Genomic DNA, 24478 nt, shown 5'->3' with positions numbered 1-24478 from the left:
AAGTACTGAATACCTTTCACTTTCCGTGCCAAGTTTATACTTTCTACTTAAGTCATTGATTTAATTGAACAAATAAAATCAATCTACTTTTTAAAGGATATTTAGCCTTTACCTCAAGCCATGAACATGTATAAATATTACACATGAGTAAAAAACATACGTTCAAAAACAACACACTCGTACGAATTTGGCCATTTATTAGGCTAAGCAGCCTGCAGCGCACTTTATTGTTATTTGTGGTGCTGCCTTTAGTCTTGCTCAGCGCGTTAGGCATTCGTTTTGGTTTGGACCAAGCCAACCAGTTTCAACAGCAGCGCTTGAAAAATGATCTAGAGTTGATCGCCCGCGCGATTAGTTTGCCCGTTGGCACAGCTTTGAATAACCAAGATCTAGAAGCGGTGAATTTAGCGCTCGACTCAGTCTTTGTCTTAGGTGAAGTCTACGGCGCTTCAGTATTTGATGTGGCCGGTAACCGTATTGCTTCAGCCGGCGTCAGCAAAACCAACTTAACTGACAGCAGTATTCCTGCACGAATTCTCAGCACAGGCGAAGGCCAAGAAGTATTTACCCGAGTTAAAGGCCGGCGTTTATTTTCTCATTTCCTACCGCTATTTGACGCCGCCAATCAAACCCAAGGTTTTATCCAAATCACACGAAAAGCCAGTGATTTTGGTCGAGCACTGGAACAACTCACAGTGATTGCCTGGCTGGTTTGGGGCGTGTTCAGCTTAGGCATTCTCGCCGCGGTACTCTTAGGCCATTACGGCGGTGTCGGTCGTCATGTCGATAAATTACTCACACACATGCAGCGTGTGGCTGCTGGCGACTTAAGTCATCGCGCCGCATTAGAAGGTCCTAATGAGGTTGCGAGCATTGCCCAAGGCTTAAATCAGATGCTCGACAGTATTAATCAAGCCAACCAAGAGCTGGATGCGCACCGTGCAGCAGAAACACAATTATTGGCACAATTAAAAGATACGGAAAAAATGGTTGCCATTGGCAGCATGGCTCAAGGTATTGCCCATGAACTGGGTGCACCATTGAGTGTGATTGATGGCCGCGCTAGACGTCTTGAGCTTTCTGGACAACTCGACCAAAAAACGCTGCGCCATGTTAAAGGTATCCGTAGCCAGGTCGACCGATTAACCCGCACCGTACGGCAATTACTCGATTACTGTCGACCAGCAGCCACGCAAGTCAGAGAACTTGCGCCCGCACAACTGATTGCCGATGTTATTGCCGCAATAGAGCCGGAGCTGGAAGCACGACACTGCAAGCTTAGCGCAGATATCCCAGACAACTTACCCACTATTCGTGGGGATGCCGGACGCTTAGAGCTGGCGCTACTCAACCTTGTACGCAATGCCTTACACGCTGCCGAACACAGCATTGGCATAGCAGTGAGCAGCAACGCTGAGCAACTCAGCATCATTGTGACCGATGATGGCGCGGGATTGCCGACTGATTTTTCTTTAGAGCGCTTACTTGAGCCGTTTTTTACCACCAAATCACCAGGCCAAGGCACCGGCCTCGGTCTAGCCATCGTGCGCACAGTCAGCGAAGAACATGACGGCCAGTTAAGCTTTAATAGTCGAGCACAAGGCGGTTGTGAAGTGCGCATAATGTTGCCGATCAGCCTGCAAACAAAGGATAAGTTACGATGAGTCAGATGGAATCTATCGTGTTGGTCGAAGATGACCGCGATTTGCGCGAACTCTTGCAAGAAGAACTTGAGGCCGAAGGCTATCAAGTCATTGCCTGTGGTGACGCGGAACAAGGCAAGCAGCTATTGGCCACGCAAGCTGTGGATTTACTTATCAGCGATTTACGCTTGCCAGGCGCGGATGGCCTCAGCCTACTGCCGAGTCTTGCCTCGTCCGATTCACCGCCAGCAGTACTGATCATCACAGCCTTTGGCTCTGTTCAGCAAGCCGTCAAAGCGCTACAAGCAGGCGCGGATGACTTTCTAACTAAACCCTTAGAAATGGATCATTTCTTACTCACGGTCAGCCGCTTACTCGACAATAGAAAGCTGCGTCACGAAGTACAACACTACCGAAGCTTGCTGGCTGTCGAACAGTTCAACGGCATGATCGGCCAGAGCCCGGCAATGCAGCACCTGTTCCAGCAAATCCGACAAATTGCCGCCGCCGAAGGCCCTGTTTTAGTCCAAGGAGAAAGCGGCACGGGTAAAGAACTCGTCGCCCGCGCTTTGCACGATCAGAGCAGTCGCCGCGATGGACCTTACATGGTCGTCAACTGTGGCGGCATACCCAGCGAACTTATGGAAAGCGAGTTTTTTGGTCATGCTGCTGGAGCCTTTACCGGCGCTCGCAGTCAGCGTGCAGGATTATTCCAGCAAGCCAATGGCGGCAGTTTGTTACTCGATGAGTTAGGCGAAATGCCCTTAGCCTTGCAAGCTAAACTGCTGCGCGTACTACAAGATGGCAAAGTTCGTCCTGTTGGCAGTGATCATGAAATACAACTTGATGTGCGCATCATTGCTGCCACCAACCGTAATCTTACCGAAGCGGTTGCTGATGGTAGTTTCCGGGAAGACTTGTTTTATCGATTAGAAACTTTCGGCTTGCAAGTGCCACCTTTACGCGCGCGCGGTGAAGATATTCTAAAGCTGACTGAGTTCTTTTTAACTCGCTTTAATGCACGGCAAAAACAAAGCATTAAAGGCTTTAGCGATGCGGCATTAGGCTTACTGCAGCAATACAGTTTCCCAGGCAATATACGTGAACTACAAAACGCAGTAGAACGCGCAGCGACCTTTTGCGACACACCGCTAATCGAAACTCGCCACCTTCCGCAACGCATTCGCGAACAAACAGGCGCGCCTTTATTGCCAGCAAATACTGCAGTAATACCACAACAGCCCAATCAGCCGGCCGACGCTGATGCGTTGCCGACTTTAGAAACAGTCCAACGTCAGTATATTCATCAAGTGCTTGCAGCAACCGATGGTAATAAACGTCGCGCAGCAGATATTTTAGGTATTACTCGTCGTACTCTGTATCGCTGGATCGAGTAACGCAGTTTGAGCAGATCAGAGCTACTCGGCATTAGAGCATTTCTTGTAGTAATGACTTGCGGCCATCGGCCGTTTCAACCAGTACTTGTAACGCCAAGTAACTTTATGTTACTGCACAATAATCGCTGCAGAACCCAATGACTCAGTTGGCGCTGTCGGCTGTTCTGCAGCCTTCGGTGGATAGTCACTTCCATCAAACTGCAGCAGCTTCTCTTCATCATTGCTATGTACAATAATGTCCCGCCAAGCATGGCTTTGGCTTTCTGCAACCCGCACTGGTGCTAATACTTCCGAGACTTTGGAAACAACCTTAAAACCCTCGCCCTCTCCTTGCAAAACCAGCATGGTACAGCCATCCGGACCACACCAACTCGAACCTTGTAGAAACACAATGGCATCGTCCACAGCATCATTATTTAAGTCGACAAATCGGTAACTGTACTCTGGGTATTTTTGTTCTAAATAATACGCCACCACCGCCGACAGGTTTCTTTCTTGCACAGTGGTATCGGTACAAGCGCTTAATGACACAGCAAAAACCGCTGCCAATAAGGCATAAACACTTTTCTTGTCCGTTCCCAAGCTTTTTTTACTCACTCTCATTGCCCCAGCCTCAAAGGTCTTGATGATAAATAATGGCACTCGCAGCAGCCGCACCCAAATATTTACAAGGAGTTTTAAACCTCAACTGACTCGCTGCGGCAAACTTTCGAGCTGTCGATCATGGTATTTCGATAACAACAGCAGCGCTGCAATAGCGCCAAGTAATGCCATGGCCATATCTGATTGCGTATCCCACACATAACCCTGTGTGCCTAAAAAGGCTTCAGCGCCCTCACCCGATAACAACGCAACCCACCACTCGATCAATTCGTAGAAAGCACTAAAGGCCAGCACCACACTGACCACGAAAAGCTTGAGCCAGCCGCAGCCATTTACCACCTGCTTTCTAATTAAAATCTCACGAGCAAGAATTGCCGGCACAAAACCTTGAACGAAATGCCCTACTTTGTCGTAGTTGTTTCTGTCTGCACCAAACAAGCCGTCAAACAGCGGTACTTCAGCATAGGTATAATGACCGCCCACCATCAAAATAATGCAGTGCACTAAAATCAGCACATACAACACTGAGGTCAGCTTAAAACTGCGATAGGTCGAGACTAAAACCAGCGCGCCGATAAGCGCCGGCAGAACCTCTAGGAACCAAGTAAGCGTATCTTTTGGCTCAATCCCAGACCAAAGCAAGACGCCTAAGAAAATGCTCATCCACATGTATTTCATTGTGTTTTTCCCTGCTCTGGTTGTGAGTAACACGTTGTTAAGAGACTGTCTTTTTAAAGGTATCTTGGAAAAATATCTATAAAAATCATTAAAATGGACTAAGTGCTGCGGTTGTCGTCTACTAAGCTGTGTCGATAGCAAACTGGGAGTACAGATCAGGTGCGCGAAGAGTTTTGGAAACACTATGCGTTAGAGCAATTAAGCCCCACAGAATGGGAAGCACTGTGTGATGGTTGCGGTCAGTGCTGCCTCGTTCGCGAAGTGGAACATGATCAAGTCACCGTTTTTAATATTGCTTGTGGGCTCCTCGATATCGAACAAAGCCGTTGCAGTGATTACGAAAACCGACTGAGTAAAGTGCCCTATTGCAGTCAGCTTACCGCAGCCAATGTTCCGGAGTACGACTGGCTTCCGGAGTCCTGTACCTATCGCCGTATCCATCGAGGTGAAGCATTGCCAACATGGCATCCGTTATTAACCGGCAGCCGTGAGCAAATGCGTAAAGAAGGGATTACTGTTTGTCCTTCAGCTGTCTCAGTCGAGCAGGTCCCGCGCTCACAACGGCATTTGCATATCATCAAAGTAAAAGCCATCTACTGAAACAGTCAAGTATTGGAGATCAGCGCCAGCAGTTCAGTTTTCAACGTATGACTGCGAGTGACAGACGCACCCATCAATCTCCAAGCGCAGAACTATCACACTGAAATGAGTCGCTGAGAAAAGGATGCTGTGATGACTAACAATTATGCCATCCAAGTTTTAAGCAAAAACGACCTGTCAGAAGCGGCCGAGATTTGCGCTGAAGCGATGCTCGACAACCCCTTGCACATTAAAGTATTCGGCGCTGACACTCGATTACGCGCACGGCGTCTCAAGCGCTTCTTTGCGGGAATGCTCGCCTATATACAGCGCAAAGACAGTCTTTATGGTGTATTCGTTGATGGCAGCTTAATTGGCGTATTGGGCATGTTACCGCCAAGACGCTGCAAACCTTCTTTGGTCGATTCTTTGCGCCTGCTACCAACGCTGCTGAGTTCAAACAGCCCGATTGGCACTCTGCGTTTAGCGATCTGGCTGACTATTTGGGCGAACATCGATTCAGTAACACCGCACTGGCATCTAGGGCCTTTGGCGGTGGCTCCGGCATGGCAACGCCAAGGTATTGGCAGTCGGCTACTGGAGTACGCCTGCAGCAAAGGTAACGACGACAGTCTGTATTTAGAAACAGACAAGTTGAGCAATGTCGAACTCTATCAGCGCTTTGGCTTCACCACTTTAGCTGCGCCGACCATTCTCGGCTGCATCAGCTGGGTAATGCTGCGCCATCCCTCCTAGCGATGCAGTTCAGTTCATATTAGGCAAACTGCCAGTGACAATCGCCAGCTGAATCGCAATGATGGCGAGCCCTAAAATAAACACCATCAGCAAAGCCAATTGCCCACCGAAAACACGGTAACCGCCAACGTGCTGCTTGCGCGTTTGCCGCACCAATAAAGCGGGCAATAACAAAGACAGAATCGATAAAGCGATTGCCGCAAAACCGAGCGCGAAGATAAAGCCTTTAGGGTAAAACAGTGCAAACAGCAACGGCGGCACAAAGGTGATCATGCCGGTGTGCAAGCGACCCAGCACAGTACTCGGCAGTTTGAAAAAGTCAGCCAAGAAATCAAACAAGCCAAGCGCGACTCCTAAAAACGAGGTGGCCAAAGCTAGAGCGGCAAACAGACGTACAGCCATTTCTACCCGCGCTGTGCCAACGACCGCTTTAACCGCCGCTAACAAACCATTTAAACCACTTTCATCGGCCAAAATATCAACAAAGGTGCCGGACTCGATTGTGCCTAAAGTGGCAATCTGCCAAAAAATATACACCAGCAATGGAATCGCGCTGCCAATAATAAAAATCTTACGCAACTTGGCCGTATCGCCATCCATATAACTGACGATGCTTGGCACACTGCCGTGAAAGCCAAAGGAGGTGAACACAATAGGAATAGCAGACAAAAACAACGCTTGTTTAACCGGCATGCTCAGCAAGTTAACGCTGTGCACATGTGGCAATAGCAGAATCAACATGGCGGCTAAAAAGAAGATTTTGGTCGCAAATAAAAAGCGATTGATCAGATCCACCGAGTGCGTACCAAAACACACGACACTGCCGCCGATCAGCGCAAACAGTAATACCCCAACGTAAGACGGCAGATGTAAACCCAGCAAAGTATTTAAAGATTCGCTAATAATTTCACCGCCACCGGCTAAGTAGGCAGCAATCAACGAATAAAGTAAAAACGGCAGCGCAAAGCTGATAATCCAGCGCCCGGGATTGCCTAAATATTTATAGGCCAAAGAGCCAAATCCCATATCCGCATCGTTGTGCTGGTAGGCTTCGACCAATAACAATGCGGTATAGCTCATGATGATCCACAAACCAAACAGCAGCAGCATCGCCGTAGCAAAACCAATACCCGCTGTGGCAAGTGGCATCGCCAGCATACCAGCCCCTAAGGCTGTGCCGGCGACAATAAAGGTACTTCCAAAGGCACTGTTTTTCACACACTCACCAGGTTTGAGCGCTGACTGGTTAGCTCGCTGTAACTCAGTCAAACGCATAAAAAACCGCCATTATGCGCCAATCTTAGAGTTTATGCGGCATTGATCTTGCCCTCATGACCGCCAGTGCTTTTTTGCAGCTAGAAAACTCAGATTAATATCGAGTTTAAAATAATAAAAAAAGCCCGAGCGAGGCCCGGGCTTTTACTTGGCAAAACGACTGATAATTTAATGACTGACTACCAGCGTTCCAAGCTAAATTTAATCGACTAATTTAAGACTGCCGTTCATTAATGCATAGTGCCCTGGGAACGAGCAGAAGTAAGAGTAGCTCTGTCCTTCTTTGAGTTTGCTCACATCAAAGGTCACACTGGTTTCTTCGCCACCACCGATAACTTTAGTGTGTGCGAGAACACGCTCATCCGCGTCATCAACATAGTTTTTTTCTAAACCAAGCGCTGCGCTTTCTTGAGCGGTAGCTTGGTAGTCTTCGGTCTTAGTCAGCACCCAGTTATGCCCCATGCTACCGACCGGTAACTTACCGACGTGCTTGAGGTTAACTGTGAATTTTTCACAGCTTTTTTTCACATCAATCTCTGAGAGGTTGTATGTCATTTGGTCTGTGCCTTCGATTGTGACAGCACAATCATCAGCAAATGCAGGCACAGCTAAGGCAGTTAATACTGCTGCTACAGCTAGTTTACGGATCATAAATATCTCCTTGCCGCTTTCTGATTAATTTGGATTGACCTGCAATCTAGAAAATAGAGGTGCAACTCAACATATAAATAGACTGCGAAATAAGAAATTTATCCGTATGCTGATGAAAAAAACGCCATCAGCCCACCTTGAAACTGCCTGTATTTTATTGGCCTGTTGCTTTTAAGCGCAGAGCACGTCTGCAAAACTTTAGGGCTTTAAACACGACTTTAACAAGGCCTGAAGTTTGTCTTGCCCTAAGCTATTCATAAGCTCGATATTGCGCTCGGGAATATCATCAACGTCAGGATAGTCAGCAATCACACGCTCCAGACTCTCTTCACGCAACAAGTGCAGCACTGGATATGGCGCACGATTGGTGTAGTTTTCCGCATCGCCTGGCCGCGTGCCGCCAAACTGATAATCTGGATGAAAACTGGCCACCTGATAGATGCCTTCCAACTCCATATCCAACAACAAGATGTCGGCACAACCAAGAAAATCGTTAAAGTCGTAAAAGTCCTGCAATACCGCAGGATGAATCAGCAAGGTTGTTTCCACTGACGGGTCAGCATTAAGTAGCTCAAGCTCTGTTTGCAAGACCTGCAATAGCTGCTCTGCTGTTGTCGCTGCAGTCGTGACAAAACGTACACGATTTTTGACCAACTCGCGCTTAGCAAAGGGGCAAAGATTCATGCCGACAACAAAGGTTTCCACCCACTGACGCACCGCAAGGATAATTTCTTCATCATTTTCCATGCGGGCTAACTTCTCTAGGTCTGTCATGTTTTTTCCAAATAATGCCGAACCCATCGGCAACTAATAGGTTTCGTTTTCATCCTGTACTGATACCGATAAATTACCCATGGCATCAACTCCGACATTAAACAGGATTGGCTTACAGCAAACCTGACAATCTTCAGTGTATTGCTGCCCTGCTTCTTGCGGATCAATCAGCACTTCAAGCGCCTCGCCACAATAAGGGCAATACACTGTTTCTTCGATTAAAAATCCCATACTTTTCTCGCTCGCTTCGACAGTAAGTCATATAGCCAGATGTGGCGACTGACTAAAATCCGCAACACTCTTCATGCAACCTCGCACGCTACCTACAGTAAAGCGCGATGAAGCCCTTAAGGGAAAAGAGTCTGCCCTATAAAACCACAGGTGTCTTAGGTAGTCTCTCGCTTAACGCTGATTAAAAACAGTCTCACAACACTTTTAATCACATCAACCGAGCATTAACGGAGATTTAAAACATGGCTGACGATCTGTATCAAAAAGGCATCAATAAAATTCAAGAGCTGACCGCCTCGCCAGATGACAACCCAACAGGTGCAATGGATATTGGTGAAGCATTTAAAGATATTGCCCCAGACCTCAGCAAATATGTTGTTGAGTTCGCTTTTGGTGAAATCTACTCGCGTCCGGGATTGGATAACAAGCAAAAGGTATTAACCACCATTACCGCGCTGGTTGCCCAAGGTAAACCGCAAATCGGTATGCATATTAAAACGGGGCTGACGGTGGGTTTAAGCCCTGAAGAGATCATCGGCTGCATTATGCACTTGATCCCTTACACCGGTTTTCCTAGCGTGTTGAATGCTCTAACTGTCGCTAAAGACATCTTCCAAGAGCAAGGCATAACCGTCGACACCTCTGCCTTTAAATAAAAAACGCAGAGCTTACCTGCTTCTGCGTTTTTGAGTTTACGTGAAGACAACTGGCCGTGGTGCTCGGCCAGTTACTGAGCAGTAGATTAAAACCTATCGGTGATTGCACCTTCAGATGCTGAGCCAACAGTTTTAGCGTATTTCGCCAACACGCCGCGCTGCACATTGGGTTTGGGGGCAGTCCATGCGCGCAAACGCTGTTCAATTTCCGCAGCCGAAACGCCAAGATTTATTTCATTGTTTTCGGCATCAATCGTAATCATATCGCCGTCTTCGATGATCGCAATCGGCCCGCCAACCATGGCTTCTGGGGTGATATGCCCCACCACAAAACCATGACTGCCACCAGAGAAACGTCCGTCAGTAATGAGCGCCACTTCATTTCCCAAGCCGCGCCCCATAATGGCTGAAGTTGGCGAAAGCATTTCGCGCATACCTGGACCGCCTTTCGGGCCTTCATAGCGAATCACGATAACATCGCCCGACACCACAGTGCCGTCTAAGATGGCCGCCATGGAGGCTTCTTCTGAATCAAACACTCGCGCTGTGCCGCTGAACTTCGTACCTTCTTGACCGCTGATTTTCGCCACTGCACCGTCCGGTGCAATACTGCCGCGCAAGATGCGTAAATGACTGTCAGCTTTCAGCGGCGTATCGAATGGCATAATAATGTCTTGGCCGTCTGGATAATCGACCACATCGGCAAGGTTTTCGGCGATGGTTTTGCCGTTCACTGTTAAACAATCACCGTGCAGCAAGCCTTTATCCAATAGACGTTTCATCAGTGGTGCAATACCGCCAATCTTAATCAGATCAGACATCAGGTAACGACCGGATGGACGCAAGTCAGCTAAGACGGGCACACGCTTACCAATCTCGGTGAAGTCATCGATATTCAACTCCACATTGACTGCATCGGCCATGGCTAATAAATGCAGAACAGCATTGGTCGATCCACCGCAGGCAATCACCAGAGTAATGGCATTTTCAAAGGCTTTACGGGTCATGATATCGCTGGGTTTTATATCATTATCCAATAACCAACGAATCGCCTGCCCAGCAAGCCGGCAATCTTCACGCTTTTCTGGCGATATAGCTTCTTGTGCAGAACTGCCAGGCAAGCTCATACCTAAGGCTTCAATCGCCGTTGCCATAGTGTTAGCGGTGTACATCCCGCCGCAAGAACCAGGCCCTGGAATAGCCGTTTTTTCAATGGCAATCACTTCTGCTTCGCTTAAGTCACCACGTGCATGAGCACCCACTGCTTCAAACACCGAAACAATATCAGTGTGATTTTTACCCGGCTGAATGGTGCCACCATAAATAAACAGCGCTGGACGATTGAGGCGTGCCATGGCGATTAAACAGCCCGGCATATTTTTATCGCAGCCACCAATGGCAATCACCGCATCATGGCCTTGGCAGCCGGCAACCGTTTCAATGGAATCAGCAATCACCTCACGCGACACCAAGGAATACTTCATGCCTTGGTAACCATTGGCAATGCCATCAGAAATGGTAATGGTGTTGAAGACGATGGGTTTTGCATCCGCCAAATATACGCCTTTGGCAACTTCTTCAGCCAAACCGTTGATGTGCATATTGCACGGCGTGACTTGGCTGCCAGTGGAAGCGATGCCGACTTGCGGGCGTTTAAAGTCTGCGTCATCAAAACCAACTGCGCGCAACATCGAACGGGCTGGGGCTTTTTGAATACCATCGACCAAAATAGCCGAGTACTTTCTGCCCGTGTCGTCTTCTTTAATCATAACGCCTCCAATAACATAGTAATTCAGTCAACTATAGACACAAATAAAGCGCAAGCATACTGGGTGGATGCAGATTCTCTGCGTTAAGTCGCTGCGGCCATGCCTAAAAACCTAGGTCGATCGGTCAGAAATTATCAGCGGGCTGCTATAAACATCCATAAAACAGCAGTTATAGCGCCTTACGCGCCGATCTGCTTCGCAAAGTGTGGCAATTAGCTTACTATGCGCCACCCAAAATACTTCAGCTCAATTGCAGGCTCCCATGTCCGCCAACGCACTGTATACCGACCTTTCAGGCTATTACGATTTAATGTGCGCAGGTATCGACTACCAAGCGCAAAGTCATGCGGTGCACCGACTGCAGCAGATCTTCGGCAATGCCGGCACAACACATCTTGATTTAGCCTGCGGCACCGGTCCGCACGTTCGTTACTTTATTGATTTAGGCTACCAAAGCAGTGGCTTAGACATTAATCAGCCGATGCTCGATATTGCCGCAGCGCGCTGCCCTGAAGCGCAGTTTTCTTTGCAAGACATGAGCGCTTTCTGCATGGCTGAGCCCGTCGATTTAATCACCTGCTTTTTGTACTCGATCCATTACAACGCCGATCTGGCAAAGCTCAAAGCCTGTATAGCCAGCGTTCATCGCGGGTTAAAAGCAGATGGCGTTTTCTGTTTTAACGTCGTGGATAAGAACAAAATCGATAACGCTTTATTTGCCAAACACACTGTGGATCATGCCGGCGAGCGTTTCACTTTTAATTCCGGCTGGCATTACTCTGGCCATGGCGAAAAGCAGTCGTTAAAAGTCAGTATTGAAAAAGCCAACGCCACAGGCACGCAGGTTTGGCATGACGAGCACCCCATGGTCGCTTTGAGCTTTGCCGAGCTCATAGACATCTTGCAGCCTTACTTTGAAGTCCATATCTTTGAGCACGACTATGAAAAAATCATTCCCTGGGACAGCGTTTCTGGCAACGCTCTTTTCACCTGCGTGAAGATTTGAGGCAGACTCTGCAGCATTTAAATAGCACTGCGCATGGAGCGCAGCAGAGTCAGCGCAAAGAGTGCAACTCTGCACGGCAAACGCGCCCTACTTCTGCGTTACTGTCACAGACAAAACCAACCTATGCTTAGCCTAGCTTTTCTATTGCTGCAGCCAAAGCAAAATCCCTCGTTGAGATACCGCCAGCATCATGCGTGGTCAGACTGATGGCTACTTTGTTGTAGACATTGAACCATTCAGGATGGTGATCGGCTTTCTCCGCAAGCAGCGCGACTTGGCTCATAAAACCAAATGCCGCAACAAAATCAGCGAACTTAATCTCTTTATGCAACTTGCCTTCTTTAAGTTGCCAGGCTTTATCGACTGTTTCATTCAATTCTTGCAGTGCAGAATCTAACGCTTGTTGACTCAGTTTCTCGATCATATCCACCTCTAATCAGTGCAACATTGCAATTCTTTACGGGGATACAGTATTCATCCCCGTAGTCTTCTATTTTCTAGGCGCTTTACGATTACTCTGCCGCGCCCAAGCTTAATAGCCAAAAAACTCTTCGGTGCGGATATTGTCATCATCCACTCCAGCAGTGAGGAGCATTTCAACCATGGCGTACACCATGCCTTGCGGCCCGACGATGTAGTAAATCGGTACGTTCAAGTCGCCAACATATTTCGTCAGCATGGTTTCGTCGATTAAACCGGTTTCGCCATCCCAGCTGCACTTAGATTTTTCCATCTGCGTCATTGTGCCAATAAAAGTGTAGTTGGGATTGTCGTGTTGCGCTGCCATTAACTCGTCCAGAAAAACTGCATCTTCTGGCCTTTTATTGGAATCAAACAGATAAATCTTATGCGCAAGTTTGTCGTGCGCCGCTTGTAAAATGATGCTTCGAGCAGGTGTCAAACCAATACCTCCAGTGAGAAATACCGCTGGAACATCGGTTTTATTGTGCAGCGTAAACGTGCCATGCGGCGCATCGAGACTGATCTCTGCCCCTATCGGCATTGTTTTTAATTCCCGTTTAAAAGCGCTATCACGCATGCGGGTGGCAAACATCAAAGCATCTTCATAGGGCGCATTGGCCAAGGTAAAGGTGCGCACGTTACCTTCGGCGTCGGTTTGCTGCGGATCGATCAGAGTAAGGTCAGCGTACTGACCTGCTTTATGGCTAAAGCCTTCAGGCTTCTCAAAATAAAACGCCATGGTGCCATCGGCGATGTCTTCTTTACGGATGAGTTTAACGTTATAGACAGGCATGCTGAAATCCTCATTGTTCGAGCGAAAGGTATGGCCTGCGAAGCGACCGAACATTGAAACCAGCCAACCGGAAGAACCGGTCTAAACGCCTTGCGAGCCATGCTAAATACTGACCTGCACAGATGTGCTAAACGCTGTTACAGCATAGCCATCTTGCTGCAGGTTTTATTCTGCACTCAAGAATAGAAGTACTGCAGATACCAATAAAACTCAAGCAAAGGTCTGTTGATTGCAGAGTGCGTAAGCAAAGCGCTTGATCAATATCAATCACCACAATCGTGCTAAAAGCGGTTGCGCGTTACAGCTTGCTGATAAACCCTTCTAGATTGCTGCTTAACGCTCATTGGCGAAGCTGGCCAAACTACGAACGGTCTGTAGGTCTTCAGACAACCGCAGCACGCTTTCTGCTCGGGCCAGCGCCATCCGCGAATGGCGCAGTGCCGCATCACGCATCGCGACATCATCGAGAGTTGCCAGCGATGCAAGACCCTTTTGCAGTCGCCCTGTGACCTCTACTGCGCCAGCACCATCACGGGCAATGGCAGTGAAAGCATCATCAAACATATCGTGGACAGAAAGTTCTGGCACCGCAACACGATCATATTCACAGCTATCACTCTCACTGTCTGCAACAGGCTTAGACCACTGCGCAAACAGCCGAACAAACACACCGACAATATAGATCGCGGTACCTGGATCATTGACCGCTGGAGACAAAGCGCGTCCTGCGATCTCTGACAGAACCACAAGGCCAAAGCGCGGATCCTCTTCAAACTTGCGATCATCACCGATCAGAAAAGCTTCACTGATCGACTGAGTGTCAACGGCGACAACATCATTCGCATCGGAGGTGATAAAAGCCAGCGCACGCCCAGGCGCTGAAAACGCACCAGGCAACGCCGTCACAGTGATGTGTACCTTTAATTTTTCCGCACAGCGCTGCAGAGCCGCAATATCGATCTGCTGCACATAACCAATGGCGTCGCTATACACAGCTTGACCTTCAGGCTCAGCCTGTCGTGGCGCTGGCACACCACCAAGGGTTGGCGCACTGCGTCTGCGCTGAATCGCCGCTGCCGCAGCCTCCTCAACCTTCTCGATGGTTCCTTTCAGACGCCCCAGCCGAGCGATACGGTCAACCCAGCGCACAAAGGTCACGATGACGATGGTGAGCGCCAGTAAGGTTAAAACAAATAGCGCAAAACGCCCGGCTTCACCGTAATAGCCATTCTCCATGGCAATCAACGCGACAACGCTATAAATGAAAGTACCAATGAAGGTCGAGAGCGCATTCTGCGAGCCATCGTCGGCAATGATCAAAGAAAATGAGCGCGGCGTGGCGTTATTACTCGCCGATGCATAGGCAGAAACCATTGAGCCCACAGCAAAAGTGGCAATCATTAACATGCTGCCGGTAATAATCGTCAGCAAGGTTTTGATCGACTGCTCAGAAACCGTCGGGACTAACTCACCAAGAGCTTCGGTATCGACCATCTTAATCAAAAACACCGTGACCGCAGATAGCACTGAAACCACCAGCGGCTTGATCCACAGTCGCTCACGGATGCGATTGAAGAAAAACCTTAAACGATCACCCATTGTTCAGTCCTCGGTTACTTATGCTAGCAATCGGCAAGCACGCCCTTAACGGCGCTCAAGTGGCGCATGGTAAAATCTATCGCTCAGCACTCACCCTTTATACAACCTACTCTAACTCAGTTTATCCAAGCTAACAGTCTGTTTTGTAATGGCTTATGATAAGCAGCCACTCTTGATTCTTTTAGCCGTAGACCTGCCATGATTTTTATCAGCGATAGCATTAGCCTTGAAGACAACGAGGATGCAAATAGCGGCTTGTACGGCTGTAGGTCGCGCCTTTAGGCCGACACAGTCCTGCTGCTTTATGCGTGTATTGGTAATTTGCAGCGCTGATGTCGAGCTAAAGCTGCGACCTACAGTTATTAAAGCACTGAGCATTTATTAAAGCACTGAGCATTGGGTTGCATAAGGGGTCTGGTCTGCATGCACATCGCCCTTCTCAGCATTTTCATTACGAATCACCGCCACTTCTTTACGAAGCTTTTCTACCTCACTGGGCTGTCTGCCTAGCTGCTCAAGAGCATAGGCAAAATCTTCGAGTACTGCGGCTCTACTCAAGTCGCTGGTCTGCTCATGTTCAGAGTTTTTCTTGTGATAGTCAGCCCAAGCTTCCATTGCTAAGGTGAAGTTATCGACAGCTTTTATATACTCTTTCCTAGCCACATTCATTCGTCCAAGCTCACTGAGCGACTGATGTACTGGCCCACCTGTTTTGGCATCAAGATTGCGTGCCACGGTTAGCGCGAACTCTGCATCATTCCATGCACAAACCACTCCCGAAGCGCGGCCATACTCATACCAGAATACTGCCCGGCGTTCTGGTGAAGCACCCTCACTGGTCGACAGATCGATAACTTTACGCATCATTTTTTGATATGCAGGCCAATTTCCTTCCTGCAAAGCCATATAAGCGTATCTATATGCTTGCGCATACTTGGGTTCTACAGAATGATTTTGATTTTTTGCTACAGGCGCATTCGTGCAGCCCAGCAAAGACAAAGCAATTATTAAAGGTACAAAAAACGCTTTCATCACTGACTCCTAGCACCAAGCCAAATAGAAGCACTTAGCTGACTCTCTTGAGTGCATCATTCACTTATTTTTGGTCGCTATCACAAATTGCAGTCAGACCGAGAATAGTCGTAGGTGTGTCCCCATACTGAGTTCGTGTTGTGGTTAACATGTTTGCATTAGGGTCTCCCTCCAATCGATACGAGCTTCCTTTGCAGACCTTGGCGGCTTTTCTATTTATTTTTTTCAACAGCCCTTCTCGGGAATTAACGACACTGCCATGGCTCGTAATTGCATATTGCCCTGGAGATATTTCAGTTGCTGCCGTCCAAGTGCAACCGCTAAGAACTAAAGCTAAAAAACCATATAACATTAATTTTTTCAATTTCACCGATTCCCTGTGTGTACATAACGCTGGATTGTAGTGATTCAAAACAGCACGCTAAATACGATTTTTACAAAGCATAAGATTTTGTTTTACTTGTTTATTTTACTCAATTTAAGCAAAAAAATTTCGTATAAGATCACAAGCTAACAGTCTGTTTTGTAATGGCTTATGATGAGCAGCCACTCTTGATTCTTTTAACCGTAGACCTGCCATGATTTTTATCAGCGATAGCATTAGCCTTGAAGACAGCGAGGTCGAGATTAACGCGATACGCTCGCAAGGTGCGGGTGGGCAAAATGTCAATAAAGTGTCTTCGGCGATTCATCTGCGCTTTGATATTAACGCTTCAAGCTTGAGCGACATGCACAAGCAACTGTTGCTAGAAAGCAAAGACAGCCGCATCAGTAAAGAAGGCGTGCTGATCATCAAAGCGCAGCAGTTTCGCACCCAAGAAAAAAACAAAATAGATGCTTTCGCACGTCTGCAGCAATTTATAATAGCGGCCACCTTCATCAGTAAAACCAGAAGGCCGACCAAGCCCAGCAAAAACGCACGGCGCAAACGTACTGATCAAAAAACTCAGCGCGGCATGACCAAATCACTACGCGGCAAGATCGATTTTTAGACACACTCTAAAGTGACAATTGCTCTGCCCACTAAAGCGTAATAGGGTTAGCCCAGCACAAGCCAAGACTCTAGCGTAAGGCTCGTTACAATCGAGGCCGCACCTGTCAGCCTTTTCTTTCGACCAGACTTCGTGCAACAGCTCAAAATCATAAGGAGCTTATACATTCGCATGCTACCCATCACTCGCCATCGCCAAAGTCCGAGCAGTCTCAAATTTATTCTATTAATGATTCTGGTCGGTCTCAATTTGCGTCCTGCACTCTCATCGCTGGCACCGCTCTTGCCACGCATCGAAGGCGAAGGCGAGCTGTCGGTACTGACCCTGTCATTACTGACTACTCTACCTGTGCTATGCCTTGGTCTCTTTGCGCCCGTGTCGCCTTGGTTAGCACGTCGATTGGGCATGGAGCGCAGCCTTGCGCTGGGCTTAATCGTGCTCAGCACAGGACTGGCGCTACGCGGATTTGGCAATGCACCAATGCTGTATCTGGGCACGCTACTGATCGGTGCCGCCATTGGTGTTTTGGGAACACTATTACCCGCACTGGTGAAACGCGAACTGGCCGACAGCGCTGATCTCATGACCGGCGTTTATACCATGGCCCTCTGTTTAGGCGGCGCGTTAGGTGCTGGTCTGAGCATTCCATTGGCCAATGCGCTGGGCAGCTGGTCGCTTAGCCTCATGACTTGGACCAGCTTAGCTCTGACCGCACTGCTGGCTTGGTGGCTGATCATGCCGCAACCGGTTGCAGACCCGCAGTTTAAAACAGCCCATGGCCACGCTCGCGCCCTCCTGCGCAATCCATTGGCTTGGCAGGTGATGTTGCTGATGGGCAGCCAATCCTCACTGGCCTATATCGTCTTTGGCTGGCTACCAACACTTTTGGTTAAGCAGGGTTACAGTGATCATGAAGCCGGCTGGCTGATGAGCGCATCCATATTTATCCAACTGTTTTCGGCGATTGCCGCGCCTTGGCTCGCACGCATGAGTAAAGATCAGCGCCCGGCATTAATCGCCACGCTTGCGCTGGTCGGTATTGGTCTGCTGATGTTATTACTTGGCCCTACGACACTGCGCTGGCCTGGATCGATTCTGCTGGGGCTTGGCCAAGGCGGCTCATTCAGTCTCGCACTCACGCTGATCGTACTGCGCAGCGGCAATGCCAAAATTGCCGGTGAACTCTCTGCGCTGGTGCAAGGCGGCGGTTATACCCTGGCGGCGATGGGTCCGTTAATTCTCGGTTTGATGATTGATGCGCAGATTAGCATTCAAGGGATTACCTGGTTATTGCTGACGATTCTAGCCTTTGCCGTTTCGATGGCTCTTCTCGCAGGTCGACAATTACGCTTAGAAATGGATGCGCAAGGCGCGCTTATCACAGTCAAACAACAGTCTAATGGTCAGTAGTCTGACCGAAGCTGTGTCATGCCAAAAGATGCTGCGTCAATCATTGGCAGCCCATCAACTGTGCTCACTTCAGAGTCAAAGCACAACGCTGACTATTTTACAGAGGCGTCGGCGACACTGGCTTAGGCGAGTTAGCCAATACATCCTCAAGTAACTCACGCAGCGCGGCGGCAGCAGGTTTAGCTGCGATTAATATCTCGTGGATACGATGAAAGTGCGCTAGACGTACACCTAAGGCTTCTGGTCTAAGCAAAATATCTGGCGCCTGACGGCGCAGCGCTTGCCGAGTAATAGCTTGCTGCATGATTTTAAAACTAGTAAATAACGTGTCGCTCAAGCCGATCTCCTGACCAAGATCAGGCTGACTATTCCCCGAAACATCCACAGCAATAACCAGATCAACCTCGCCCTGCAATAGATCGAAAGGCAACGGATTCGACGTGCCACCATCGATCAACAGATGCTCAGCGTAAGGCACTGGCGTAAATAATCCGGGCACCGCCATACTTGCCTCGATGGCGAGGAACAAATCACCCGTAGTAAGCACCACACTATCTGCTGTCCAATAGTCAGTGGCCACCACTTGAAGCGGGATACGTAACTCTTCGAAAGCTCTAACTTTCGTGTAACTGGCAAGGAGATTTAAAAAGCCGGTTGAATCCAGCAGCCCCGAACCATTGCGCCTAAACGGCATAAGATCCACCAGCTTCACATCTGATTTAACCAGCCCCAAAAGACCATCCAGCGGCGAGCCGGCAACAGCTTCAAAGATATTTTTAATCTGTTCGGCAGACAATCCAGCGGCATAGAGCCCGCCAATCACCGCGCCAATACTGGTGCCGGTAATACGGTCAGGCACAATACCCAGCTCGTCAAACACCTGCAAAATAGCAATATGCGCCAAGCCATTGGCACCACCCGAGCCCAGCGCCAGTCCGATAGTGGGTCGAGTCTCAAGATTGGCGCTGGATTTCTCCAGCGCCTTGAGCAGACTTCGTAGGGCGCTGAAAAATCGTGATGTCATGGCCAACTCTCCAAACCTGCGCAGCATAATGGTGACATGGGTATAGGCAGTTGATCGGCATCTATCGCAGCATTAAGCAATCAACGCTCTAGTTTTTAATAACATTACCGCGAGCTTGTCCTAACAAATCCAGCGCTAAAGCTTCGGCCACTTTGATGCCATCCACACCTGCCGACAAGATGCCGCCAGCGTAACCTGCGCCTTCACCGGCTGGGTATAAACCCTTAGTGTTGATACTGATAAAGCTGTCCTTGTCGCGCTTAATGCAGACCGGTGATGAAGTGCGTGTTTCCACACCAGTCAAAACGGCATCGTACATAGAGAAGCCTTTAATCTGCTTATTAAACTCTGGAATCGCCTCTCTAAGCGCTTTAACTGCGAAGTCAGGCAACAGTTGGCTCAAGTCACTGAGCGTCACTCCAGGTTTGTAAGAAGGCTGTACGCTACCGATTTTCTCCGATGCTTTACCGGCTAAGAAATCACCCACCAACTGCGCTGGAGCATTGTAGTTTTCACCGCCCATTAGAAAGGCTTTCTCTTCCAATTGACGCTGCAAATCAATCCCAGCTAGCGGATGCTGTGGGTAATCCTGAGCAGGATTAATATCGACAACAATCGCTGAGTTGGCGTTACGCTCATTGCGCGAATACTCACTCATACCATTGATCACTAATTTGCCTGGCTCAGACGCAGCCGCCACCACAGTACCGCCAGGGCACATGCAAAAACTGTAAACATTTCGCCCGTCTTGGCAGTGATGAACCAACTTATAGTCAGCTGCACCTAAAATTTCGTTACCCGCATTTACGCCAAATCGGGCTTTATCAATCACAGACTGTGGATGCTCGATTCTTAAGCCAACCGAAAAAGGTTTGGCTTCGATATAAACACCACTTTCGAGCAAGCTCTGGAAAGTGTCCCGAGCACTGTGACCGATGGCCAAAATAACGTGCTGCGTATTGATAACTTCGCCAGAGTTTAAGGTCAGCCCTGTCACTTGTTGATCTTCAATATTCAAGTGGGCAAGCTTTTCACCAAAGCGAATTTCACCACCTAAGGCGATAATTTCTGCTCTGATATTTTCCATCATTTTGACTAATTTAAACGTACCAATGTGCGGCTTACTGACAAAGAGAATCTCTTCTGGCGCGCCAGCTTTAACAAACTCAGTTAAAACTTTACGGCCATAGAATTTTGGATCTTTGATCTGCGTATACAGCTTGCCATCAGAGAAGGTTCCCGCCCCACCCTCGCCGTATTGCACATTCGACTCTTCATTAAGCTCTCTGTCGCGCCACAAACCCCAGGTATCTTTAGTGCGCTGTCTGACATCTTGGCCGCGCTCAATCACAATAGGTTTCAAACCCATTTGCGCTAACAACAAGGCAGCTAAAATACCGCAAGGACCAAAACCGATAATCACTGGACGCAGCTGTTGCGCTTGGGGGAAGTTTGCGGGTTTATCAGCAACATACTTGTAGCTCATGTCAGGACTGGGCCTAACCGAATCGTTGCCAGCAAACTGTGCCAAACAACGCTTGTGCGCAGGGGCCGTGAGCTCTACATCTAAGCTATAAATCAAGAAAATATCATCTGACTTTCTGGCGTCATAACTTCTTTTGAAAACCGAGAAATCAAGAAGCTCACCTTCTTGTAACTCAAGCTTGCGGATAACTTCTTGCTTTAAGGCACTACTGGAATGATCTAAAGGTAATTTAACGTTGGTAAGTCTTAACATGATTGTATGTACTGCCTGCTGCATAGACCGATGGTCATCCATATTAGAAATGCTACCGATAAAGATAGCGTGTCACATCATTACTTCAGTAAACGACCACCGCTAGGCGTCTCGCTGCACGGCGAATCAGTGAAGTTATGAAGTGAGAAAAGACTGCGAAGCCAAACAAGAACACCGACCCCAAACAACCAGAGGTGCTCTTGCTGACTGAAAACCAATATCACTCGAATCTTGCCTAGGCACCTAAGAAGCCACAGCTCGTTTCGCTAGACTTACTTTCGAGTACCGACAACCAACATTAAACCACCAGCAAAAATTGCGGCGATTCCGGCCCACATGGGAATGTTAACGGTTTCTTTTTCTTTGGCGGTCAACTCAACTGAGCCTAGTTTGACCACAGTGGTGTCTTTTGTATAACTAAACCCACCATAAGCCAAACCAAGAGTACCGACTACGATCAGAGCGATCGCAAACATTTTGATTGCATTCATTGTTGAACTCCTTGGTTATATGTCCCAATCTCAACACCAACGGCGTCAAGGCGAACGAGTTTCAGACCATTAATATCATGTTTTGATCTGTACAAGTGCTTTTATAAAAACCAAATTGAGACCCAAGTAGCTTAATAATCGCTGCATCGTCTGCGAAGTTCGCCCCGATTCAGACAACGTATGATCAAAACCTAACAACCCGCAATTGTAATGGCTTAGCTCGCCAGCACTTTACTTCTACGCAGTTCTTTTTGTAGAAACATTTCCACAGGTATAAAAGCGAAAGGAATAAACGCAGCCAAAAGCACCAGCAACCAGACCACCACCGACCAGCCTTGTTTGTGTGATGCCAGCAATGACAAAACAAAGTACAAAACAAACAACGCACCGTGAGTCATGCCAATGTTGAAGACATAGGCTCGATCAATAAAACCAAGCGTTACACACAAGATAATCAGATAAGAAACGCCCTCTAACACACTGGCGATTCTAAAAAACTTTAGCATTGAGCATTCCTTAAGACTTTTCTGGAGGGACATAACGCCGCTAGCATCGTTTAGCTAAATGAATAAACGGCAGCAAAAACCACGACGCGCGAACAACTGCAATTACACCACAGCTCTAGGATGAATACCCCACAAGCAGATATAAATGAGCACAGATAAACCCCTACCATCAGCAAAACCCGCTCGCGCAAGCCAACACTCACTGCAACTGTTCTTTTGTGCTGCTGGTTAGTCTTTCTTGTCGATGGTGATTTCAATTGTTTTGCTATCACCCGCAAACCACTTCTGCACATACAAAGAGCCGACGATAGGCGCCGTGCCTTCCTCAGGAACTTCCTTGTAGCGGACACTGTTTTTTGTTTCTTTTTCGTACTCGAATGTGACTACTTTTTTTGACATAAGACCTCATGCGGAACATCGACCGCAAACCATGTGGAGCACTCCCGAGCATGCGGAAGGCTCTTAGTTAATTCTCAAACGCTTGCCCCAGCGCCGAACATAGCGATGCGCTTTAAGCGCCAGCGAAACCCCGTCATATTAAGCGCTTGTTAGCTATTTTCCAAAATGTAAGCACGAAGTTGCCGCTCCTCCCTCATAACATAAAGAATGAACACACGACTCTCTTCTTCACGGTAAAAAACACGACAAGGTGGCACGACAACTTCCCTGTAGATTGAGTTGGGTAGTTCGGCTGGGATTCGACCAGATTGCGGAAACATTTCCAAACGATGGATTTTACCGAACACTTCCTTAACCAAAGCGCTTGCAGCCGCCACATTGTCCAGAGCGATGTACTCAGCAATATCATCTAATTCTTGAAGAGCGGGTTCCGTCCAGATTACTTCAGCCATTTACTCATTTTCTTCTTGGCTTCGTTTTGGCTGTACGTCCTTCCCTCCAGTACAGCACGCTCCCCGCGTGAGAGCCCTTCAAGTAGCTCCAACCTACGCTGCATAAACTCGTAATCTTTCACATCGACGAGATAAGCGGACGGCTGACCATGCTCTGTAATCAGTACAGGTTCTCTCGTCAAACGTAAGTCAGCCAAAATTCTTGTCGCTTGACGCTTAAGATTTGTAACGAGTTCAACTTTCATGAGAGTACCCTGAGCCAACTTGATAGTGACACTATAGTATCACTTTTCAGGTGACGCAATTGCACCTAACGGCACTCTGGAGCGCGACTTAAAAACTGACAAGGCACCAAGTGCGCGGTGCTTGAGCGTTTTTTTAAGCATTTGCTTTTAACTGTGAAACTAAAAGCTCTAGCCTTTTTAAAGGCTCTGACAAAAATGTTTGGTCAAGCAAAAAACAGAACTCAAGTTTACTACCGTAACAAGCCTCTGACCATGCTGCCCCAGCCACTTCTATGTGACCGCCAGATTTAGCCTCAAGCTTGAAAGTGAATTGCTCTTCTCTAGGCTCAAATGAAGCCGTACCCTTTAACGATTTGTATAATTCTTCCAATGAGTTAAAAAAATTATAAACATCAGCGTCCTCAATCCAGGGACTAATATTGCCGTGGAAATTATTAGTGTTGATTTCGGCAGAAATTTGCGCCCAACCTTCAGACGAAAACTCAGATGGAATTTCCAGTTTTAAAAACTCAGAATTTAAGCCAATTTTTACTATCTGCATGTTGTGCATAACTAACGTCGAAGGTAAGGGGCGCGGCGCGGCGCTTTATCGCGCAGCGTCCAGCGACCAAAGGGAGCGGCTTTGACCGTAGTGTTAGCTGCGTGTTGGAGATGACTAATCGTCTTCGTCTTCATAGCGTTGCCACATGGCACCGACATGTGTTCTTTCGGCACCCATATCAGCGGGGAGATCAGCCACCTCGTTTATGGTGGCGTCACGAGCGACCAAGTGTGCGACATGAACCACTGAGAGTGTCTTGAGAACTTCATGGTCTTCAAAGTTGTGATTTTTCCAATGGCAGTACATTTGCCAATCGCCTCCTCCATGAGACACGAAGAGTACGGGCTTGGAGCCAGAAATGACACAGGGGCAAGCAATTGTGCCTAGATTGTCAGGAAAAGGCATGGTTGGAACACCGTGAAAGCAGCTAATTGGGATAGGGAGACGCCTCACGACGTCTCTCCTCCCACACCACCGGGCATACGGGTCACGTACCACGGCGGTTCAAATCTCTTTAAATTTCATCTTGCCGCCAGTTCTGGCAGCCCCAAGTTCTTAAAGTATCTGTTTGGTAGCGCCCGGTAAAGAGCAGGACTTGCGCTCAGTCGCCACGGGCCATGAGCCGACTTAGCAGTATTCCATGCCAGCCATCGATCAACACCCAAGCGTCTGAGCATCCGATAGCCTTTGCGCCCCCATTGCTTCCAAATATAACTACGCAATCGTCGTCGAATCCATTTATCCACATCACGCAGAGGGCTCAGCACTTCAGCTAT

General features: G+C 48.2%; 28 protein-coding genes and 1 pseudogene. 8 read left to right on the top strand and 21 right to left on the bottom strand.

Annotated elements, in window-relative coordinates:
* Nucleotides 1-143 precede the first annotated feature (143 nt).
* Nucleotides 144-1664, top strand: coding sequence for a sensor histidine kinase (locus H591_RS0107075; RefSeq protein ID WP_022966253.1), 1521 nt, complete (start codon nucleotides 144-146; stop codon nucleotides 1662-1664).
* Complete coding sequence (locus H591_RS0107070) at nucleotides 1661-3040, top strand: sigma-54-dependent transcriptional regulator (RefSeq protein ID WP_022966252.1); 1380 nt, start codon at nucleotides 1661-1663, stop codon at nucleotides 3038-3040. The genes H591_RS0107075 and H591_RS0107070 overlap by 4 nt, the downstream gene beginning before the upstream one ends.
* A 108-nt stretch (nucleotides 3041-3148) precedes the next feature.
* On the opposite strand, the gene H591_RS0107065 is transcribed toward H591_RS0107070, so the two are convergent.
* Both H591_RS0107065 and H591_RS0107060 read right to left on the bottom strand, forming a co-directional pair.
* Nucleotides 3149-3637, bottom strand: coding sequence for a hypothetical protein (locus tag H591_RS0107065; protein WP_156853152.1), 489 nt, complete (start codon nucleotides 3635-3637; stop codon nucleotides 3149-3151).
* An 87-nt stretch (nucleotides 3638-3724) separates the two neighbouring features.
* Nucleotides 3725-4321, bottom strand: coding sequence for a DUF2238 domain-containing protein (locus H591_RS0107060; protein ID WP_028244257.1), 597 nt, complete (start codon nucleotides 4319-4321; stop codon nucleotides 3725-3727).
* A 159-nt stretch (nucleotides 4322-4480) separates the two neighbouring features.
* Between H591_RS0107060 and H591_RS0107055 the strand changes: the two genes are divergently transcribed.
* Nucleotides 4481-4921 (top strand): YkgJ family cysteine cluster protein, encoded by a 441-nt coding sequence (locus H591_RS0107055; RefSeq protein WP_022966249.1) that lies wholly within the window; start codon nucleotides 4481-4483, stop codon nucleotides 4919-4921.
* Between the two features lie 132 nt (nucleotides 4922-5053).
* Entirely contained in the window at nucleotides 5054-5656 is a 603-nt protein-coding gene (locus H591_RS0107050; RefSeq protein ID WP_022966248.1) for a GNAT family N-acetyltransferase, read from the top strand.
* A 9-nt stretch (nucleotides 5657-5665) separates the two neighbouring features.
* Here H591_RS0107050 and tyrP read toward each other — a convergent pair whose 3' ends face one another.
* The 4 genes from tyrP to H591_RS0107030 all read right to left on the bottom strand — a co-directional run bounded on the left by tyrP (nucleotide 5666) and on the right by H591_RS0107030 (nucleotide 8587).
* Nucleotides 5666-6931 carry a tyrosine transporter TyrP gene (tyrP, locus tag H591_RS0107045; RefSeq protein WP_022966247.1) on the bottom strand — a complete coding sequence of 422 codons (1266 nt, stop codon included), beginning with the start codon at nucleotides 6929-6931 and terminating at the stop codon, nucleotides 5666-5668.
* A gap of 201 nt (nucleotides 6932-7132) precedes the next feature.
* Nucleotides 7133-7582: an azurin gene (gene azu / locus H591_RS0107040; RefSeq protein WP_022966246.1), complete on the bottom strand. Its 450-nt coding sequence runs from the start codon at nucleotides 7580-7582 to the stop codon at nucleotides 7133-7135.
* Between the two features lie 198 nt (nucleotides 7583-7780).
* Complete coding sequence (locus H591_RS0107035; RefSeq protein ID WP_022966245.1) at nucleotides 7781-8356, bottom strand: DUF1415 domain-containing protein; 576 nt, start codon at nucleotides 8354-8356, stop codon at nucleotides 7781-7783.
* A 33-nt stretch (nucleotides 8357-8389) separates the two neighbouring features.
* On the bottom strand, nucleotides 8390-8587 hold the full coding sequence (locus tag H591_RS0107030; protein ID WP_022966244.1) for a CPXCG motif-containing cysteine-rich protein: 198 nt from the start codon (nucleotides 8585-8587) through the stop codon (nucleotides 8390-8392).
* A gap of 242 nt (nucleotides 8588-8829) precedes the next feature.
* Here H591_RS0107030 and H591_RS0107025 point away from each other — a divergent pair, with 242 nt between their 5' ends.
* Complete coding sequence (locus tag H591_RS0107025; RefSeq protein ID WP_022966243.1) at nucleotides 8830-9243, top strand: carboxymuconolactone decarboxylase family protein; 414 nt, start codon at nucleotides 8830-8832, stop codon at nucleotides 9241-9243.
* A gap of 86 nt (nucleotides 9244-9329) precedes the next feature.
* Here H591_RS0107025 and ilvD read toward each other — a convergent pair whose 3' ends face one another.
* On the bottom strand, nucleotides 9330-11012 hold the full coding sequence (gene ilvD, locus H591_RS0107020; protein ID WP_022966242.1) for a dihydroxy-acid dehydratase: 1683 nt from the start codon (nucleotides 11010-11012) through the stop codon (nucleotides 9330-9332).
* 262 nt (nucleotides 11013-11274) lie between these two features.
* Here ilvD and H591_RS0107015 point away from each other — a divergent pair, with 262 nt between their 5' ends.
* Nucleotides 11275-12018: a class I SAM-dependent DNA methyltransferase gene (locus H591_RS0107015; protein WP_022966241.1), complete on the top strand. Its 744-nt coding sequence runs from the start codon at nucleotides 11275-11277 to the stop codon at nucleotides 12016-12018.
* 127 nt (nucleotides 12019-12145) lie between these two features.
* Here H591_RS0107015 and H591_RS0107010 read toward each other — a convergent pair whose 3' ends face one another.
* The 4 genes from H591_RS0107010 to H591_RS0106995 all read right to left on the bottom strand — a co-directional run bounded on the left by H591_RS0107010 (nucleotide 12146) and on the right by H591_RS0106995 (nucleotide 15904).
* Nucleotides 12146-12442 carry a 4a-hydroxytetrahydrobiopterin dehydratase gene (locus H591_RS0107010; protein ID WP_022966240.1) on the bottom strand — a complete coding sequence of 99 codons (297 nt, stop codon included), beginning with the start codon at nucleotides 12440-12442 and terminating at the stop codon, nucleotides 12146-12148.
* A 108-nt stretch (nucleotides 12443-12550) separates the two neighbouring features.
* Nucleotides 12551-13273: an FAD-dependent oxidoreductase gene (locus H591_RS0107005; protein WP_028244253.1), complete on the bottom strand. Its 723-nt coding sequence runs from the start codon at nucleotides 13271-13273 to the stop codon at nucleotides 12551-12553.
* 333 nt (nucleotides 13274-13606) lie between these two features.
* On the bottom strand, nucleotides 13607-14872 hold the full coding sequence (locus tag H591_RS0107000) for a DUF2254 domain-containing protein (protein ID WP_022966238.1): 1266 nt from the start codon (nucleotides 14870-14872) through the stop codon (nucleotides 13607-13609).
* Nucleotides 14873-15253: 381 nt separating this feature from the next.
* Nucleotides 15254-15904 carry a hypothetical protein gene (locus tag H591_RS0106995; protein ID WP_022966237.1) on the bottom strand — a complete coding sequence of 217 codons (651 nt, stop codon included), beginning with the start codon at nucleotides 15902-15904 and terminating at the stop codon, nucleotides 15254-15256.
* A gap of 578 nt (nucleotides 15905-16482) precedes the next feature.
* Between H591_RS0106995 and arfB the strand changes: the two genes are divergently transcribed.
* Nucleotides 16483-16896, top strand: coding sequence for an alternative ribosome rescue aminoacyl-tRNA hydrolase ArfB (arfB, locus tag H591_RS0106990; protein ID WP_022966236.1), 414 nt, complete (start codon nucleotides 16483-16485; stop codon nucleotides 16894-16896).
* Nucleotides 16897-17067: 171 nt separating this feature from the next.
* Entirely contained in the window at nucleotides 17068-18306 is a 1239-nt protein-coding gene (locus tag H591_RS0106985; RefSeq protein WP_022966235.1) for an MFS transporter, read from the top strand.
* Between the two features lie 97 nt (nucleotides 18307-18403).
* Here H591_RS0106985 and H591_RS0106980 read toward each other — a convergent pair whose 3' ends face one another.
* The 10 genes and pseudogenes from H591_RS0106980 to H591_RS16100 all read right to left on the bottom strand — a co-directional run.
* The gene (locus H591_RS0106980; protein ID WP_022966234.1) at nucleotides 18404-19330 is read right to left on the bottom strand and encodes a patatin-like phospholipase family protein; all 927 of its coding nucleotides are present in this window, start codon (nucleotides 19328-19330) and stop codon (nucleotides 18404-18406) included.
* A gap of 88 nt (nucleotides 19331-19418) precedes the next feature.
* Nucleotides 19419-21068: an NAD(P)/FAD-dependent oxidoreductase gene (locus tag H591_RS0106975; protein ID WP_028244251.1), complete on the bottom strand. Its 1650-nt coding sequence runs from the start codon at nucleotides 21066-21068 to the stop codon at nucleotides 19419-19421.
* A 272-nt stretch (nucleotides 21069-21340) separates the two neighbouring features.
* Complete coding sequence (locus H591_RS0106970; protein ID WP_022966232.1) at nucleotides 21341-21559, bottom strand: hypothetical protein; 219 nt, start codon at nucleotides 21557-21559, stop codon at nucleotides 21341-21343.
* A 215-nt stretch (nucleotides 21560-21774) separates the two neighbouring features.
* Nucleotides 21775-22065, bottom strand: coding sequence for a DUF3817 domain-containing protein (locus H591_RS0106965; protein ID WP_022966231.1), 291 nt, complete (start codon nucleotides 22063-22065; stop codon nucleotides 21775-21777).
* Between the two features lie 228 nt (nucleotides 22066-22293).
* Entirely contained in the window at nucleotides 22294-22464 is a 171-nt protein-coding gene (locus tag H591_RS16060) for a hypothetical protein (protein ID WP_022966230.1), read from the bottom strand.
* 149 nt (nucleotides 22465-22613) lie between these two features.
* Nucleotides 22614-22916, bottom strand: a complete 303-nt coding sequence (locus tag H591_RS0106955; RefSeq protein ID WP_022966229.1) for a type II toxin-antitoxin system RelE/ParE family toxin — start codon at nucleotides 22914-22916, stop codon at nucleotides 22614-22616.
* Entirely contained in the window at nucleotides 22904-23161 is a 258-nt protein-coding gene (locus H591_RS0106950; RefSeq protein ID WP_022966228.1) for a type II toxin-antitoxin system Phd/YefM family antitoxin, read from the bottom strand. The genes H591_RS0106955 and H591_RS0106950 overlap by 13 nt, the downstream gene beginning before the upstream one ends.
* Before the next feature lie 133 nt (nucleotides 23162-23294).
* Nucleotides 23295-23711, bottom strand: coding sequence for a WapI family immunity protein (locus H591_RS0106945; RefSeq protein ID WP_022966227.1), 417 nt, complete (start codon nucleotides 23709-23711; stop codon nucleotides 23295-23297).
* 105 nt (nucleotides 23712-23816) lie between these two features.
* Nucleotides 23817-24035 carry a hypothetical protein gene (locus H591_RS15040; protein ID WP_156853150.1) on the bottom strand — a complete coding sequence of 73 codons (219 nt, stop codon included), beginning with the start codon at nucleotides 24033-24035 and terminating at the stop codon, nucleotides 23817-23819.
* Between the two features lie 188 nt (nucleotides 24036-24223).
* Nucleotides 24224-24478, bottom strand: a pseudogene (locus H591_RS16100) (group II intron reverse transcriptase/maturase); the annotation flags it as partial.

Origin of the sequence: Denitrificimonas caeni DSM 24390, assembly GCF_000421765.1 — a bacterium.
Taxonomy (GTDB): domain Bacteria; phylum Pseudomonadota; class Gammaproteobacteria; order Pseudomonadales; family Pseudomonadaceae; genus Denitrificimonas; species Denitrificimonas caeni.
The sequence above is the reverse complement of the archived record's forward strand: the minus strand, read 5'-3'. Positions and strand labels throughout refer to the sequence as shown.

Excerpts from the sequence above, each read along its gene's own strand:
- H591_RS0107075 (WP_022966253.1), top strand. The coding sequence starts at position 144 with ATGAGTAAAAAACATACGTTCAAAAACAACACACTCGTACGAATTTGG.
- H591_RS0107070 (WP_022966252.1), top strand. The coding sequence starts at position 1,661 with ATGAGTCAGATGGAATCTATCGTGTTGGTCGAAGATGACCGCGATTTG.
- H591_RS0107060 (WP_028244257.1), bottom strand. The coding sequence starts at position 4,321 with ATGAAATACATGTGGATGAGCATTTTCTTAGGCGTCTTGCTTTGGTCT.
- H591_RS0107050 (WP_022966248.1), top strand. The coding sequence starts at position 5,054 with ATGACTAACAATTATGCCATCCAAGTTTTAAGCAAAAACGACCTGTCA.
- tyrP (WP_022966247.1), bottom strand. The coding sequence starts at position 6,931 with ATGCGTTTGACTGAGTTACAGCGAGCTAACCAGTCAGCGCTCAAACCT.
- azu (WP_022966246.1), bottom strand. The coding sequence starts at position 7,582 with ATGATCCGTAAACTAGCTGTAGCAGCAGTATTAACTGCCTTAGCTGTG.
- H591_RS0107035 (WP_022966245.1), bottom strand. The coding sequence starts at position 8,356 with ATGACAGACCTAGAGAAGTTAGCCCGCATGGAAAATGATGAAGAAATT.
- H591_RS0107030 (WP_022966244.1), bottom strand. The coding sequence starts at position 8,587 with ATGGGATTTTTAATCGAAGAAACAGTGTATTGCCCTTATTGTGGCGAG.
- H591_RS0107025 (WP_022966243.1), top strand. The coding sequence starts at position 8,830 with ATGGCTGACGATCTGTATCAAAAAGGCATCAATAAAATTCAAGAGCTG.
- ilvD (WP_022966242.1), bottom strand. The coding sequence starts at position 11,012 with ATGATTAAAGAAGACGACACGGGCAGAAAGTACTCGGCTATTTTGGTC.
- H591_RS0107015 (WP_022966241.1), top strand. The coding sequence starts at position 11,275 with ATGTCCGCCAACGCACTGTATACCGACCTTTCAGGCTATTACGATTTA.
- H591_RS0107010 (WP_022966240.1), bottom strand. The coding sequence starts at position 12,442 with ATGATCGAGAAACTGAGTCAACAAGCGTTAGATTCTGCACTGCAAGAA.
- H591_RS0107005 (WP_028244253.1), bottom strand. The coding sequence starts at position 13,273 with ATGCCTGTCTATAACGTTAAACTCATCCGTAAAGAAGACATCGCCGAT.
- H591_RS0107000 (WP_022966238.1), bottom strand. The coding sequence starts at position 14,872 with ATGGGTGATCGTTTAAGGTTTTTCTTCAATCGCATCCGTGAGCGACTG.
- H591_RS0106995 (WP_022966237.1), bottom strand. The coding sequence starts at position 15,904 with ATGAAAGCGTTTTTTGTACCTTTAATAATTGCTTTGTCTTTGCTGGGC.
- arfB (WP_022966236.1), top strand. The coding sequence starts at position 16,483 with ATGATTTTTATCAGCGATAGCATTAGCCTTGAAGACAGCGAGGTCGAG.
- H591_RS0106985 (WP_022966235.1), top strand. The coding sequence starts at position 17,068 with ATGCTACCCATCACTCGCCATCGCCAAAGTCCGAGCAGTCTCAAATTT.
- H591_RS0106980 (WP_022966234.1), bottom strand. The coding sequence starts at position 19,330 with ATGACATCACGATTTTTCAGCGCCCTACGAAGTCTGCTCAAGGCGCTG.
- H591_RS0106975 (WP_028244251.1), bottom strand. The coding sequence starts at position 21,068 with ATGTTAAGACTTACCAACGTTAAATTACCTTTAGATCATTCCAGTAGT.
- H591_RS0106970 (WP_022966232.1), bottom strand. The coding sequence starts at position 21,559 with ATGAATGCAATCAAAATGTTTGCGATCGCTCTGATCGTAGTCGGTACT.
- H591_RS0106965 (WP_022966231.1), bottom strand. The coding sequence starts at position 22,065 with ATGCTAAAGTTTTTTAGAATCGCCAGTGTGTTAGAGGGCGTTTCTTAT.
- H591_RS16060 (WP_022966230.1), bottom strand. The coding sequence starts at position 22,464 with ATGTCAAAAAAAGTAGTCACATTCGAGTACGAAAAAGAAACAAAAAAC.
- H591_RS0106955 (WP_022966229.1), bottom strand. The coding sequence starts at position 22,916 with ATGGCTGAAGTAATCTGGACGGAACCCGCTCTTCAAGAATTAGATGAT.
- H591_RS0106950 (WP_022966228.1), bottom strand. The coding sequence starts at position 23,161 with ATGAAAGTTGAACTCGTTACAAATCTTAAGCGTCAAGCGACAAGAATT.
- H591_RS0106945 (WP_022966227.1), bottom strand. The coding sequence starts at position 23,711 with ATGCACAACATGCAGATAGTAAAAATTGGCTTAAATTCTGAGTTTTTA.